The sequence below is a fragment of the Pseudomonas sp. NPDC089396 genome (assembly GCF_044749545.1).
Taxonomy (GTDB): domain Bacteria; phylum Pseudomonadota; class Gammaproteobacteria; order Pseudomonadales; family Pseudomonadaceae; genus Aquipseudomonas.
This window is the reverse complement of record NZ_JBIVIC010000010.1, coordinates 152,920-167,577: the sequence shown is the minus strand read 5'-3', so window position 1 is coordinate 167,577 and position 14,658 is coordinate 152,920. Positions and strand designations below refer to the sequence as shown.

Sequence of the window (14,658 nt, the reverse complement as noted above, 5' to 3'; positions counted from 1 at the left end):
ATGCTGGCCTATATCCTGCGGCGCCTGCTGCTGATCATCCCCACCCTGCTCGGCATCCTGGTCATCAACTTCATCATCGTCCAGGCCGCCCCCGGTGGGCCGGTGGAACAGATGATCGCCAAGCTCGAAGGCTTCGAGGGCGCCACCAGCCGCATTGCCGGTGGCGGTGCCGAAGTGTCGGTGGCCGGCTCCAATTACCGCGGCGCCCAGGGCCTGGACCCGGCACTGATCGCCGAGATCGAGCGCATGTACGGCTTCGACAAGTCGGCGCCCGAGCGTCTGTGGATCATGGTCAAGAACTACGCCCAGCTGGACTTCGGCGACAGCTTCTTCCGTGACGCCAAGGTCATCGACCTGATCGTCGAGAAGATGCCGGTATCGATCTCGCTGGGGCTGTGGAGCACGCTGATCATGTACCTGGTGTCGATCCCGCTGGGCATCGCCAAGGCGGTGCGCCACGGCAGCCACTTCGACGTCTGGACCAGCTCGGCGATCATCGTCGGCTACGCCATCCCCGCGTTCCTGTTCGCCATCCTGCTGATCGTGCTGTTCGCCGGCGGCAGCTACTTCGACTGGTTCCCGCTGCGCGGACTGACTTCGAACAACTTCGACGAGCTGTCCACCACCGGCAAGGTGCTCGACTACTTCTGGCACCTGGTACTGCCCATCACCGCGCTGGTGATCGGCAACTTCGCCACCATGACCCTGCTGACCAAGAACAGCTTCCTGGACGAGATCAACAAGCAGTACGTGGTCACCGCCAAGGCCAAGGGCCTGAGCCGCCCGCGGGTGCTGTACGGGCACGTGTTCCGCAACGCCATGCTGCTGGTGATTGCCGGGTTCCCGTCGGCCTTCATCGGCATCTTCTTCACCGGTTCCCTGCTGATCGAGGTGATCTTCTCCCTCGACGGCCTGGGCCTGATGAGCTTCGAAGCGGCGATCAACCGCGACTACCCGGTGGTCTTCGGCACCCTGTTCATCTTCACCCTGCTGGGGCTTGTGGTGAAACTGATCGGCGACCTGACCTACACCCTGGTCGATCCACGCATCGACTTCGCCAGCCGGGAGCACTGACATGGCCTTGTCCCCTCTCAACCGTCGGCGCTTCGAGCGCTTCAAGGCCAACCGCCGTGGCTGGTGGTCGCTGTGGCTGTTCCTCATCCTGTTCGGCCTGAGCCTGGGCGCCGAGCTGATCGCCAACGACAAGCCGATTGCGGTGCGCTACGACGGCGAGTGGTACTTCCCGGCGTTCAAGCGCTATCCGGAAACCACCTTCGGCGGCGAGTTCCCGCTGGAGGCCAACTACAAGAGCCCGTACATCCGCGAGCTGCTGGCAAAGAAAGACAGCTTTGTGCTGTGGGCACCGATCCCGTACAGCTACCAGAGCATCAACTACGACCTGCGCGTACCCGCCCCCGCGCCGCCGTCGACGGACAACTGGCTGGGTACCGACGACCAGGGGCGCGACGTACTCGCACGGGTGATCTACGGCTTCCGCATTTCGGTGCTGTTCGCCCTGACCCTGACCATCCTCAGCTCTATCATCGGCGTCATCGCCGGTGCCCTGCAGGGCTTCTACGGCGGTTGGGTCGACCTTGCCGGCCAGCGCTTCCTGGAGATCTGGTCCGGCTTGCCGGTGCTGTACCTGCTGATCATCCTGGCCAGCTTCGTGCAGCCGAACTTCTGGTGGCTGCTGGGGATCATGCTGCTGTTCTCGTGGATGAGCCTGGTGGACGTGGTGCGCGCCGAGTTCCTGCGCGGGCGCAACCTCGAATACGTGCGGGCGGCGCGGGCCCTGGGCATGCGCAATGGCGCGATCATGTACCGGCACATCCTGCCCAACGCGATGATCTCGACCATGACCTTCATGCCGTTCATCCTCACGGGCGCCATTGGCACCCTGACTGCGCTGGACTTCCTGGGCTTCGGCCTGCCGCCCGGCGCACCGTCGCTGGGGGAGCTGGTGGCCCAGGGCAAGTCCAACCTGCAGGCGCCATGGCTGGGCATCAGTGCCTTTGCCGTGCTGGCGATCATGCTGAGCTTGCTGGTGTTCATCGGCGAGTCCGCCCGCGATGCCTTCGACCCGAGGAAGTGAAATGACCGAACAGAATCTGATCGAAGTGCGCGACCTGGCCGTGGAGTTCGTCACCGGCGAGCAGGTCAACCGCGTGGTCGACGGCGTCAGCTTCGACATCCGCAAGGGCGAGACCCTGGCCCTGGTCGGCGAAAGCGGCTCGGGCAAGTCGGTGACCGCCCACTCGATCCTGCGCCTGCTGCCCTACCCCCTGGCCCGCCACCCCAGCGGCAGCATCCGCTTCGAAGGCAAGGATTTGCTGCAACAGAACGAAAAGACCATGCAGCGCATCCGCGGCAACCGCATTGCGATGATCTTCCAGGAGCCGATGACCTCGCTGAACCCGCTGCACTGCATCGAAAAGCAGATCAACGAGATCTTGCTGATCCACAAGGGCCTGACCGGTAAAGAGGCCACCGCACGCACGCTGGAACTGCTGGAACTGGTGGGTATTCCCGAGCCGCGCAAGCGCCTGAAGGCCCTGCCCCATGAACTCTCCGGTGGCCAGCGCCAGCGGGTGATGATTGCCATGGCCCTGGCCAACGAGCCGGACCTGCTGATTGCCGACGAACCGACCACGGCGCTCGACGTGACCGTGCAGTTGAAGATTCTCGACCTGCTCAAGGAGCTGCAGGCGCGGTTGGGCATGGCACTGCTGCTGATCAGCCATGACCTCAACCTGGTACGGCGCATCGCCCACCGGGTGTGCGTGATGCAGCGCGGGCAGATCGTCGAGCAGGCCGATTGCGCGACGCTGTTCAGCGCGCCGCAGCATCACTACACGCAGATGCTGATCAATGCCGAGCCCAGTGGCTTGCCGGCGCATAACCCGGTGGGCGCGCCACTGCTGGAAGTGAACGACCTCAAGGTCTGGTTCCCGATCAAGAAAGGCCTGCTGCGGCGCACCGTCGACCATGTGAAGGCGGTGGACGGCATCAATTTCAGCCTGCCCCAGGGGCAGACGCTGGGGATCGTCGGCGAGTCCGGGTCGGGCAAGTCCACCCTCGGGCTGGCGATCTTGCGGCTGATTTCAAGTCGGGGCGGCATTCGCTTCCACGGGCAATCGCTGGAAGGGATGAACCAGAAGGAAGTGCGGCCACTGCGCAGGGAGATGCAGGTGGTGTTCCAGGACCCGTTCGGCAGCCTCAGCCCGCGCATGTGCGTGGCGGATATCGTCGGCGAAGGCTTGCGGATTCACCGCATCGGCACACCTGCCGAGCAGGAGGCCGCGATCATTGCAGCGCTTGAGGAAGTGGGGCTGGACCCGCGCACGCGCCATCGCTATCCCCACGAGTTTTCCGGTGGGCAGCGCCAGCGCATTGCGATTGCCCGGGCGTTGGTACTGAAGCCTGCGCTGATTCTGTTGGATGAACCGACTTCGGCGCTGGACCGCACGGTGCAGCGGCAGGTGGTGGAGCTGCTGAGGAATCTGCAGCAGAAGTACAACCTGACCTACCTGTTCATCAGCCATGACCTGGCGGTGGTCAAGGCGCTGAGCCATCAGCTGATGGTGATCAAGCATGGGCATGTGGTGGAACAGGGGGATGCGCAGGCGATCTTCCATGCGCCGCAACATGCCTATACGCAGCAGTTGCTGGAGGCGGCGTTCTTGCAGCCGAATGGGGAAAAGAATCAGTTTTAAGCTCTATCTTGTAGGACATTTCCCAAAGATACTCTTACCGCCATTTTTCCGTTGCGGTCGTTCTGGCAGGGCCCTAGGCTCGGTGTGTCGTTGCATATCAACGACATTCGGCTTTGACAGGCCGTAACGGATCATAGCTCACAGTGTGCCTTTATGGCGGCTGTACGTGCGGGCACGCTTGCGTGCGCCGGAACTTGCTATGTCCGCCGGTCTGTCAACCCACGTACAGCTGCCACCCTTCTGTTTGACAGCAGACAGGTAGCGGCACTCATTAAGGACATATGCAATGTTAAAGATTGTCCCAGATCCACCGCACAACCACTCCCTCGAAGACACCCTCATCCAGGCCACGGACTACGCCCTGTGCGCACAGACCGTGATCCATCAGGCACTCCTGCTGCAGCCCAAGTCACCGGCTTCGACTCTTATGATGGCGTCGATGCATGAAATGGAGGCGCTGCGCGTCATGCTCGAATCCATGTTGATCCAGGTGCAGGTGCCGGCCGAGCCAAGGACTCTGCACTAGACCAACAGTGATGTGTCGTCTGGGCTGGCCTCATCGCTGGCAAGCCAGCTCCTACAGGTACTGCACAAGACTCGAGAACTGCGCAGATCCCTGTGGGAGCTGGCTTGCCAGCGATAGGGCCAGCCCAGGCAGCGAAAAATTCAGGGAGATTGACCAATGACCAGAGACGACACCCATTTCACCGTCGGCAAGACCACCTTCTTCCAAGGTGAAAACCACACCCACCCCCTGTTCCGCATCGAACCCGGCATCCCCTGCCAGGACGCCCGCGAGCAAGCCTCCGAACTGATGGGCTACGTGCGCGACATGACCATCGCTGGCCTGATGGACGACAACCCGCAATTGATCTGGGCCTCGCACTACCTGAGCGCATTGGCCAAGGCCCTGATGGATGATGCCGAGCTGGGAATGATGCACTGAGGCCAGCGCTGGAGGGCGCGTTTCGTTTATTGCGATTTTCGAATATTTCGAATATAACTCGAATCCAGGCAATTGCGCAGACGCAACGCCCTCCTATCGATACCGCTTCGGAGATACCAATGACCACCGCCGACCTCTCTCGCAATGTACTTCCTGATGAGAAAGAGATTGCCGTGGCAGTCGAATCGAGCCGCACGCTAGCCGCTTTCCTGTCGACAAAATCGGAAACCCAACGGATTGAGCTGCTCAACGAAGACAACCAGCGTCAGGTCGTTGAGGTACCCACATTTGCACTTCGTCTGTTCGGCGAAATTCTCAGTGAGCTGGCACTGGGCAATTCCGTCAAGGTCGTTCCGATCCACGCGGAGCTGACCACCCAGGAAGCTGCCGACTTGCTCAACGTCTCCCGCCCACACCTGGTGAAGTTGCTTGATGAAGCCGTCATTCCACACACAAAGACTGGCCGTCATCGCCGGGTCAAGTTTTCTGACCTGGTGGCCTACAAAGATAAGCGCGATAGCGCCAGCCGCAGTGCAATGGACGCTCTAGCTGCGCAGGCGCAGGATTTACGGATGGGGTACGAATGAAGCATTCGCCCTTCACTGCTCTCTATGACGCGAACGTTTTGTATCCCGCCCCGTTGCGTGATTTTCTGATGAACCTTGCTCTGACTGGCGTGTACCGCGCACGCTGGTCGGCAAACATCCACGAGGAGTGGAAGCGCAACCTACTCCTCAATCGCCCGGACCTAAGCCGCGTGCAAGTGGACCGCACGTCAGCACTCATGGACGCAGCGGTGCCGGACGCACTCGTCACCGACTACGAACCGCTGGTCGAAGGGCTGGATTTACCGGATGAAGATGACCGCCATGTTCTCGCTGCCGCGATCAAGTGCAACGCCTCGGTAATCGTCACGTTCAATCTCAAGGATTTCCCCGCCGCTGTGCTTGGCAGATTCGATATCGAACCCCTCCATCCTGACGATTTCATCGCTGACCTGTGGGATTTGGACAAGGCGGCAGTGCTCGAAGCGGCCCAACGGCAACGAATGTCGTTGAAGACCCCACCTCACAGCGTGCAGGAATACCTGGATAGACTGCTTCAACAGAAACTGCCCGAGTCTGTAAAACTGCTATCGGAATTTAAATTCCTCATCTGATTTGGGGACAGGTTCCGATTGCGTTCGCATTTTTCAAATGCTGGCTGGAGGGGCTGCGGCATTCGCGCTGAACCCCGGATTGCCCTTTTCAGAACCGCTCATCTGCAATCGCCGGCATGACCAGCTCACGCACGAACGAAGCCGTGGACAAGCGCAACAGCGCATCGACCATGGTCACCACATCGTGCACGGGCACTCGCTCGCCACCCCCTCGCTGCGCAGCCTCCTGTAGCGGCATGCACAACGCATCATCCGTATTCAGATACCCCAGATGCAGCACCGTCACCGCCAGGCTCTGCTGCCTGAACCCTTCGCGCAGCGCATCGGCCATGCCATTGAGGGCGAACTTGTTGGCACCGAATGCCACCTCCGGGCGCCCGCTCTGGCGCAGGCCCGAAGTGGAACCGGTCAGGATGAGCTGGGGCCTGGAAGAGGCGAGCAACCTGGGCACCAGGCGCTTGAGCAGCAGTAGCGTGGCCGTGATGTTCACGTCTACCAGCTTGCTGATCGATGCATCGCTGTCATTCAGAAACCTGTAATCCTCGCTGAATGCCAGATCTTCCCAGATGCCTATGTTGTAGATCAGTACATCCAGCTTTTTGGGTGCCTGTTCAGCGATCTGTTCAACCGCAGCCAACGGCTCCGCCAGGTCTGCCTCGATCCACGCCAGGCTTGTGCCTGGGGAGCACTTCAGGTCCTTGGGCTGCGATCGCGATACACCAATGAGCGTGTCCCCGGGTTTGCCAAGCCCCTCGATCAGCGCACGGCCCAAGCCCCTGCTGGCACCTACTACCATCGTCTTCATGCTGTGTTCTTCCTTGCAAGCGAAGTCGACAGCCTGAGACCTCAAGTTAACCTGAGGTCAAGCACTGGATGGCACCGGCTTCGCCGGTGTTCGCGGGGCAAGCCCGCTCCCACAAGAAGATCACAAGACTCAAGAACAGCGCATTCTCTGTGGGAGCGGGCTTGCCCCGCGAACCAGGGCGAAGCCCTGGCCATGCACCGCGGTGCAGGCGCTAGCCGGCCGGTGCCACGAGCCTGTAACCGACCCCTGCCTCGGTAATGATGAATCGCGGTGCCGTCGGGTCGTCCCCAAGCTTCTGCCGCAGATGGCCCACCACGATCCGCAGATAGTGGGTGTTCTCCACATGGCTCGGCCCCCAGATGTCCTTGAGCAGTTGCTGCTGAGTAATCACCCGTCCCGGATGCCCGGCCAACAACGCCAGCAGCGCATACTCCTTGCGGGTCAGCGCCACCTCCACGCCCTCCAGGGTCACCTTGCGAAAGGCAAAGTCCACGGTCAGTGGCCCAAAGCTCGCCGCCACTTCCCCCCCGCCGGATTGCGGCACCTGGCGCAACAGCGCGCGCACCCGTGCGAGGAATTCCTGGATGCCGAACGGCTTGGTCACATAGTCATTGGCCCCGCCATCCAGTGCATCGACCTTCTGCACCTCACTGGCCCGCACCGACAACACCATCACCGGCACCGAGCTCCACTCGCGCAACTCACGCAGCACCTGCTGGCCGTCCATGTCCGGCAGGCCCAGGTCAAGCACCACCAGGTCGGGCTTGGCCAATGCGGCCTGGGTGAGCCCTTCACCGCCGGTGGCCGCCTCGATCACCTTGTAGCCCTGGGAAGTCAGGCTGATGCGCAGGAACTTGCGGATCTGCGGTTCGTCGTCGATGACCAGGAGGGTGGCGGACTGGCTCATGGGGCTTCGCCTTCGTCTTCGGGTTGCTGGGGCAGCGGCAAGCATAGAGTGATGCAGGTGCCCTGGCCATCGATGCCTTCGCTGACCAGGATCTGCCCGCCGTGGGCGCCGATCATGCCCTGGCAGATCGCCAGGCCCAGGCCGGTGCCCTGCCCGCCTCGATCGCCGCGGGCAGCGGTGTAGAACATGTCGAAGATCTTCTCGCGCTCAAGCACCGGGATGCCGGGGCCTTGGTCGCTGACGGCAAAACGCAGCTGCTCGTCGTGCACCGACACCTGCAACTCAAGTCGGCCTTGGGCGGGGGAAAAGCGCGCGGCGTTTTCCAGCACGTTGATCAGTGCCTGCTCGATCAGGGCGGCATGCACGAACAGCAGTGGCAGTTCGGCGGGCACATCGGTGTGCACGCGCAACGGTGCCAGCACCACCCGCAGGCGGTTCAGGGCGCTGCCGACGATATCGGCCGGGGCGACCCAGTCGCGGGCGAGCTTGAGGCCACCGTGGCCGAGGCGGGTCATGTCGAGCAGGTTCTGGATATAGCGGTCGAGGCGCTCGGCTTCGTCGCGGGTGCCTTCCAGCAGCTCGCGACGGTCTTCGGCGGGGATGGCTTCGCCCAGCGCCAAGAGGCTGTCGATGCTGCCGCGCATGGCAGTCAGCGGGGTGCGCAGATCGTGGGACACCGACGCCAGCAAGGCGCTGCGCAATTGTTCGGTTTCACCATGCAAACGCGCGGCCTCCAGCTGCTCGGCCAGGCGGGCACGGGCCAGCGCCTGGGCCAGGGGCTGGCCGAGGGCCTGGAGCAGGCGCCGGCGTTGGGCGCTGAGGGGTTCGCCGGATTGCGGGCGCACGCCGAGCAGCGCCAAGGGGTGGTCATCGACGGCCAGCGGCCACCACCACCAGCGCCCATTGGGCAAGGTGTCGCTGCCATGCCCGGCGGCCTGGCCGTGCTGCCAGGCCCATTCGGCGGCGGCGCGCTCGTTGTCGCCCAGGGCGTGGGCTTCGCCGCTGGCCAGGTGCAGCAGGCCTTCGGCGTTGCGTTCGAGCAGGCACACTTGCACGTCCTGCCAGCCGTTGAGGTGCTGGCCGGCAGCGTCGAACACTGCCTGGCGGTCGGTGGCGACGGTCAGGCGGCGTGACAGGTCCAGCAGTTGGCTGGTCTGCGCCTGGGTCTCGCGCAGGGCCTGTAGCTGCCTGCGCTGGCGGGCGGCCAGGTTGCCGGTGAGGGCGGCCATGAGCAGGAAGAACACCACCGTCAGCACGTCTTCTTCGCGCTGGATGCTGAACGAGAAATTCGGCGGGATGAACAAGAAGTCGTAGGTCAGGAACGACATGGCCGCGCAGGCCAGCGCCGGGCCCAGGCTGCTGCGCACCGCCACCAGCAGTACGGCGGCGAGAAACACCAGCGAGATATTGGGCAATGCCAGCACACTCGACACGCCCCATGACAACCCTGCCGCCAGCACGGTCGCGAGCAATGCCAACAGGTAGTGACGCCACACCCACACCCGTTGCACCGCCGCCTTGGCAGGCACCGGCTGAACGTCGCGGTCGAGCACGTTGATTTCCAGGCCGTGGCTTTCCCGCAACAGCCGCGCCGCCACCCCGGCGCCGAACAAACGCCGACGCAGTCGGTCACGGGACTGCCCCACCAGCACCAGGCTGGCGCGGCGCTCGGTGGCGTGCTGGATCAGCGTGCGCGCCACTTCGCCGGCACGCAACACCACCACTTCGCCCCCGAGCCGCTCGGCCAGCTGTTGCGCAGCCTGCAGGCGATGGCGGGCGGTTTCGTCGCGCAGCCGGCCGTTGTCCACGTGGACCAGGCTCCAGGGCAGGTGGCGCCGCTGCGCTACCCGGCTGGCATGGCGCACCAGGCGCTCGGCCTGGTCGTCACCGTCGACGCCGACCAACAGCCGCCCTCGCAGGGCGGGCGCTTCCTGGCCGCGCTGACGGTAGCCATGGGCCAGATCGGCATCGACCTGAGCCGCAGCAGTCTGCATGGCCAGCTCTCGCAGGGCGGTGAGGTTGGTTTGCGAGAAGTACGCATCGATGGCCGCCCTCGCCTGCTCGGGGACATACACCTTGCCTTCTCGCAGGCGTTCGAGCAGTTCACGCGGCGGCAGGTCGATCAGCACCAGCTCGAAGGCTTCCTGCAGCACCCAGTCCGGCAGGGTTTCGCGCACTTGTACACCGGTGATGTCGCGGACCTTGTCGTTGAGGCTTTCCAGGTGCTGGACGTTGACCGTGGTGTACACGTCGATGCCGGCAGAAAGCAGTTCCTGAACGTCCTGCCAGCGCTTGGCGTGCCGGCTGCCGGGGGCGTTGGTATGGGCCAGTTCGTCGACCAGGGCCAGGGTGGGCGCGGCCTTGAGCAGGCCGTCGAGGTCCATTTCCTCAAGGGTGACACCGCGGTACTCGCTGCGCAGCGGTGGCTGCTGGAGCAGGCCGCCGAGCAATACCTCGGTTTCGGCGCGGCCGTGGGTTTCGACCACCCCGGCGAGCACGTGCACGCCTTGGCGTTGCTGGGCGTGGGCGGCCTGGAGCATGGCGTAGGTCTTGCCGACGCCGGGGGCAGCGCCGAGGAAGACCTTGAGCCTGCCACGGCCTTCGCGCGGGAGGTTGGCCAACAGCGCGTCGGCGCGGGCTGCGTTACTCATGTTTCATCCTTCAATGGTTGGGCCTGCTTCGCAGGCCATCGCCGGCAAGCCGGCTCCCACAAGGGCCCCACACTACTCAAGCCCTGTGGCGATCCTGTGGGAGCCGGCTTGCCGGCGATTGGGCCGCGAAGCGGCCCCACTGTCACTGTCCCAACTTCTCCAGCGCCTGGTTCAACGCCAGCACATTGACCACAGGCGGTCCGATCAATGGGTGGAGGGTGGCCTCTTCGAGCAAGCCTTGCAACCTCTCTGCCGGCACCTGCCGCGCCGCCGCCACGCGCGGGATCTGATAGGCCACGGCCTGCGGCGGCAAATGCGGGTCCAGACCGCTGCCGGATGTGGTCAGCAAAGCCTGTGGCACCGGCCCCTGCCCAGCCTGGTACAACTTCGCGGCATCACCGGCCACCCGCTCGGCCAATGCCGGGTTACTCGGCGACAGGTTGCTGGCACTGCTGGCCACGGTGGCATAAGCCCCCGCCGAAGGCCGCGAATGGAACCAGCCATCGCCCTGGAAATCCTGGGCGATCAGTGCAGAGCCACGCACCTCCCCCTTTTCATCGCGCACCAGGCTGCCATTGGCCTGTTCCGGGAAGGCCACCTGGGCGATCCCGGTCACCGCCAGCGGATACAGCGCACCGGTGACCACGGTCATCAGCAGGATCAGGCTCAGCGCCGGACGTACATAAGCGTTCATGGTTGGCCTCCTCAGACCAGGTGCAGGGCGTTGAGCAGCAGGTCGATCAGCTTGATCCCGGCGAACGGCACGACGATGCCGCCCAACCCGTAGATCAGCAGGTTGCACCGCAGCAGGTGCGCCGCGCTCGCCGCTTGCACGCGCACGCCGCGCAGGGCCAGGGGGATCAGCACGATGATGATCAGCGCGTTGAACACGATCGCCGAGAGGATCGCGCTCTGCGGGCTCGCCAGGTGCATCAGGTTGAGCACACCGAGCTGCGGGTAGATGGCGGCGAACAGCGCCGGCAGGATGGCGAAGTACTTGGCCACGTCGTTGGCGATGGAGAACGTGGTCAGCGCGCCCCGGGTCACCAGCAGCTCCTTGCCGACCTGCACCACGTCCAGCAGCTTGGTCGGGTCGCTGTCCAGGTCGACCATGTTGGCCGCTTCGCGCGCGGCCTGGGTGCCGTCGTTCATGGCCATGCCGACGTCAGCCTGGGCCAGCGCCGGCGCGTCATTGGCACCGTCGCCACACATGGCCACCAGGCGGCCGTCGTTCTGCTCCTGGCGGATGCGTGCGAGTTTTTTCTCCGGTGTGGCTTCGGCGAGCACGTCATCCACGCCGGCTTCGGCGGCGATGGCGGCGGCGGTCAGCGGGTTGTCGCCGGTTACCATCACCGTGCGGATGCCCAGCTTGCGCAATTCGGCGAAGCGTTCGCGGATGCCAGGCTTGACCACGTCCTTGAGGTGAATCACGCCGAGCAGGCGCTTGTCGACGCACACCAGCAGCGGCGTGCCACCGCTCTGGGCGATGCGCTCGACTTCGCGGGCCAGCGCGACCGGCATTTCCAGGCGTTGCATGCCCACGAAGGCCAGCACCGCGTCGACCGCCCCTTTGCGGTAACGATGTTGCTGGAAGTCGATGCCCGACAGGCGCGTCTCGGCGCTGAAGGCAATGGCTTCAAACTGCTCGGCGCCTGGTTCGACGAAGTCGTGCAACTGGCGCAGGTACTCGACGATCGACTTGCCTTCGGCGGTGTCATCGGCCAGCGATGCGAGCAACGCGCCCTCTCCCAGCTCCCTGGCAGTGACGCCGCTAGCGGCATGCAGCGCACTGCAACGACGGTTGCCGAAGGTGATGGTGCCGGTCTTGTCGAGCATCAGGGTGTGCACGTCACCGGCCGCTTCCACCGCGCGGCCGGAGCGGGCGATCACGTTCAGGCGCACCAGCCGGTCCATGCCGGCGATGCCGATGGCCGACAGCAGCCCACCGATGGTGGTCGGGATCAGCGTCACCAGCAGCGCGGCGAGGAAGATCAGCGGCAGGCTGCCACCGGCGAAGTGGGCGAACGGCTGCAGGGTCACCACCACGATCAGGAAGATCAGGGTCAGGCCGATGAGCAGGATGTCGAGGGCGATCTCGTTGGGGGTCTTCTGCCGCTTGGCGCCCTCGACCAGGGCGATCATGCGGTCCAGGGTCGACTCGCCGGGGTTGCTGGTGACCCGAATCAACAGCCAGTCGGAGACCAGCCGGGTGTTGCCGGTCACCGCCGAGCGATCACCGCCGGACTCACGAATCACCAGCGCAGATTCACCCGTGATGGCCGACTCGTTGACCGCCGCGATGCCTTCGAGCACTTCGCCGTCAGCAGGGATCATCTCGCCCGACACGACCCGCACCACGTCGTCCTTGCGCAGCTGGGCAGCGGCGACGGTTTCAAACGAACCATCATTCCGGCGGCGCTGCGCGGTAAGGCCCTGGCTACCGGCCTTGAGGCTGTCGGCGCGGGCCTTGCCGCGGCCTTCAGCCAGGGCTTCGGCGAAGTTGGCGAACAGTACGGTAAACCACAGCCACAGCGCGATCTGCACGGCAACCGCCGTGCTCACGCCATTGCCGGGGGCGAAGCACAGCACGGTGGTCAACACGGCCGTCAGGGCCACCACCAGCATCACCGGCGAACGCTTGAGCTGGCGCGGGTCAAGCTTGACGAAGGCTTGCACCAGCGCCGGGCGCCAGAGTGCGGCGAAGCGCGTCTGGTCCTTGGCGCTGTGCTGGGCGTTCACTTCAGGAATGGGCATGTTCATGGTCAGCTCCTCAGAAACCCAGGCTCAGGTGTTCGGCGATTGGCCCCAGGGCCAGGGTCGGCAGGAAGGTCAGGCCACCGACCAGCAGGATGGTCAGCAGCAGCAGGCCAGTGAACAGCGGGCCGTGGGTGGGGAAGCTGTTCAGCCCCTGGGGCGCGCTTTTCTTCGCCGCCAGGCTGCCGGCCAAGGCCAGGATCGGCAGGATGTAGCCGAAGCGGCCAATGAGCATGGCCAGGCCGATCATCAGGTTGTGGAACACCGTGTTGGCACCGAAACCGGCGAACGCCGAACCGTTGTTGGCGGTGCCTGAGGTGTAGGCGTACAGCAACTGGCTGAAGCCATGGGCGCCCGGGTTGCTTACCGCACCCGCCGGGCCAGGCAGGCTGGCGGCGATGGCGCCAAGCACCAGCACGCCGACCGGCATCACCAGCAAGGTAGCCACCAGCAGCTGCACCTCCCGCGCCTGCAGTTTCTTGCCCAGGTATTCCGGGGTGCGGCCGATCATCAAGCCTGCCAGGAACACCGCGATCAGCACGAACAGCAACATGCCGTAGAGCCCGGCACCCACGCCGCCGAAGATCACCTCGCCCACCATCATGTTGACCATCGCCACCATCCCGGTGAGTGGGTTAAGGCTGTCATGCATGGCATTGACCGAACCGTTGGACGCGGCGGTGGTGGTCACCGTCCACAGCACCGAACCGGTGGTGCCGAAACGGCTCTCCTTGCCTTCCATGGGCGCATCCTGCTGAACCTGGGCACTCTGCAGCGCCGGATTCGGCTGGTACTCCGACCACAGTGCGGTAGCACCGCCCATCAGGAACAGGCTCAGCATGCAGGCCAGGATCGCCCGGCTCTGGCGCAGGTCCTTGACGTAATGGCCGAAGGTGAACACCAGCGCGACCGGGATCAGGATGATCGAAGCGACTTCGAAGAGGTTGCTCCAGGCTGTGGGGTTCTCGAACGGATGCGCCGAGTTGACGCCGAAGAAGCCACCGCCGTTGGTGCCCAGTTGCTTGATGGCGATCTGGCTGGCGGCCGGGCCGAGCGGGATGCTCTGGTCGGCGCCTTGCAGGGTCACGGCATGGGCGTAGTCGGCGAAGGTTTGCGGCACGCCCTGCCACACCAGCAGCAGCGCCAGCACCAGGCACAACGGCAACAAGCCGTAGAGGGTGGCGCGGGTCATGTCGACCCAGAAGTTGCCCAGGCTGCTGGTCGAGCGGCGGGCGATACCCCGGCACAGGGCTACCAGCACGGCCAGGCCGGTAGCGGCGCTGACGAAGTTCTGCACGGTCATGCCAAGCATCTGGCTCAGATAGCTGACCGAGGCCTCGCCGCTGTAAGCCTGCCAGTTGGTGTTGGTGACGAAGCTCACGGCGGTGTTGAAGGCCAGTGACCATTCCTGGCCCGGCAGGTGTTGCGGGTTCAGGGGCAGGTAGCCTTGCAACAGCAGGACAGCGAACAGCAGGAGGAAACCGGCCAGGTTGAAGGCCAGCAGCGCCAGGGCGTACTGCTTCCAGTTCTGCTCCTGTTCGGCGCGTACCCCGGCTAATCGGTAACAACCTTGTTCGACGGGGCCGAGCAGTGGCGTCAGCCAGGTTCGCTGGCCCTCCATGACCTTGTAGTAGAACCGTCCGAGCCAAGGTGCCGGCAGCAGCACGATGGCGAAGAACGCCAACAGCAAAGCGAAGTCGTAACTGTGCATGGCCGCTCC

At 64.3% G+C, this 14,658-nt stretch carries 13 protein-coding genes; 7 read left to right on the top strand and 6 right to left on the bottom strand.

Annotation, left to right across the window (positions count from 1 at the left end; translation table 11 throughout):
- The 7 genes from ACIPZB_RS19525 to ACIPZB_RS19495 all read left to right on the top strand — a co-directional run bounded on the left by ACIPZB_RS19525 (position 1) and on the right by ACIPZB_RS19495 (position 5,821).
- Positions 1–1,074, top strand: coding sequence for a microcin C ABC transporter permease YejB (locus ACIPZB_RS19525; protein ID WP_400642162.1), 1,074 nt, complete (start codon positions 1–3; stop codon positions 1,072–1,074).
- A 1-nt stretch (position 1,075) separates the two neighbouring features.
- A complete protein-coding gene (locus ACIPZB_RS19520) occupies positions 1,076–2,095 on the top strand; it encodes an ABC transporter permease (RefSeq protein ID WP_008091252.1) in 1,020 nt (339 codons plus the stop codon).
- Position 2,096: 1 nt separating this feature from the next.
- Positions 2,097–3,716 (top strand): ABC transporter ATP-binding protein, encoded by a 1,620-nt coding sequence (locus ACIPZB_RS19515; protein WP_400642161.1) that lies wholly within the window; start codon positions 2,097–2,099, stop codon positions 3,714–3,716.
- Between the two features lie 286 nt (positions 3,717–4,002).
- Complete coding sequence (locus ACIPZB_RS19510) at positions 4,003–4,242, top strand: hypothetical protein (RefSeq protein WP_400642160.1); 240 nt, start codon at positions 4,003–4,005, stop codon at positions 4,240–4,242.
- Between the two features lie 156 nt (positions 4,243–4,398).
- Positions 4,399–4,662, top strand: coding sequence for a DUF3077 domain-containing protein (locus ACIPZB_RS19505; protein ID WP_008091257.1), 264 nt, complete (start codon positions 4,399–4,401; stop codon positions 4,660–4,662).
- A 119-nt stretch (positions 4,663–4,781) separates the two neighbouring features.
- Positions 4,782–5,249 (top strand): helix-turn-helix domain-containing protein, encoded by a 468-nt coding sequence (locus tag ACIPZB_RS19500; RefSeq protein WP_400642159.1) that lies wholly within the window; start codon positions 4,782–4,784, stop codon positions 5,247–5,249.
- Positions 5,246–5,821, top strand: a complete 576-nt coding sequence (locus ACIPZB_RS19495) for a PIN domain-containing protein (RefSeq protein WP_400642158.1) — start codon at positions 5,246–5,248, stop codon at positions 5,819–5,821. The genes ACIPZB_RS19500 and ACIPZB_RS19495 overlap by 4 nt, the downstream gene beginning before the upstream one ends.
- Positions 5,822–5,909: 88 nt before the next feature.
- Here the strand turns inward: ACIPZB_RS19495 and ACIPZB_RS19490 are convergent, their stop codons facing one another.
- The 6 genes from ACIPZB_RS19490 to kdpA form a co-directional block, all read right to left on the bottom strand.
- The gene (locus ACIPZB_RS19490) at positions 5,910–6,626 is read right to left on the bottom strand and encodes an SDR family NAD(P)-dependent oxidoreductase (RefSeq protein WP_400642157.1); all 717 of its coding nucleotides are present in this window, start codon (positions 6,624–6,626) and stop codon (positions 5,910–5,912) included.
- A 211-nt stretch (positions 6,627–6,837) separates the two neighbouring features.
- On the bottom strand, positions 6,838–7,533 hold the full coding sequence (locus ACIPZB_RS19485) for a response regulator (RefSeq protein WP_400642156.1): 696 nt from the start codon (positions 7,531–7,533) through the stop codon (positions 6,838–6,840).
- Positions 7,530–10,184, bottom strand: coding sequence for a DUF4118 domain-containing protein (locus tag ACIPZB_RS19480; protein WP_400642155.1), 2,655 nt, complete (start codon positions 10,182–10,184; stop codon positions 7,530–7,532). The genes ACIPZB_RS19485 and ACIPZB_RS19480 overlap by 4 nt, the downstream gene beginning before the upstream one ends.
- Positions 10,185–10,326: 142 nt before the next feature.
- Positions 10,327–10,878 carry a potassium-transporting ATPase subunit KdpC gene (kdpC, locus tag ACIPZB_RS19475; protein WP_400642154.1) on the bottom strand — a complete coding sequence of 184 codons (552 nt, stop codon included), beginning with the start codon at positions 10,876–10,878 and terminating at the stop codon, positions 10,327–10,329.
- Positions 10,879–10,889: 11 nt separating this feature from the next.
- Positions 10,890–12,944: a potassium-transporting ATPase subunit KdpB gene (gene kdpB / locus ACIPZB_RS19470; RefSeq protein ID WP_400642153.1), complete on the bottom strand. Its 2,055-nt coding sequence runs from the start codon at positions 12,942–12,944 to the stop codon at positions 10,890–10,892.
- Between the two features lie 10 nt (positions 12,945–12,954).
- Positions 12,955–14,649, bottom strand: a complete 1,695-nt coding sequence (gene kdpA, locus ACIPZB_RS19465; RefSeq protein WP_400642152.1) for a potassium-transporting ATPase subunit KdpA — start codon at positions 14,647–14,649, stop codon at positions 12,955–12,957.
- Between the last annotated feature and the right edge of the window lie 9 nt (positions 14,650–14,658).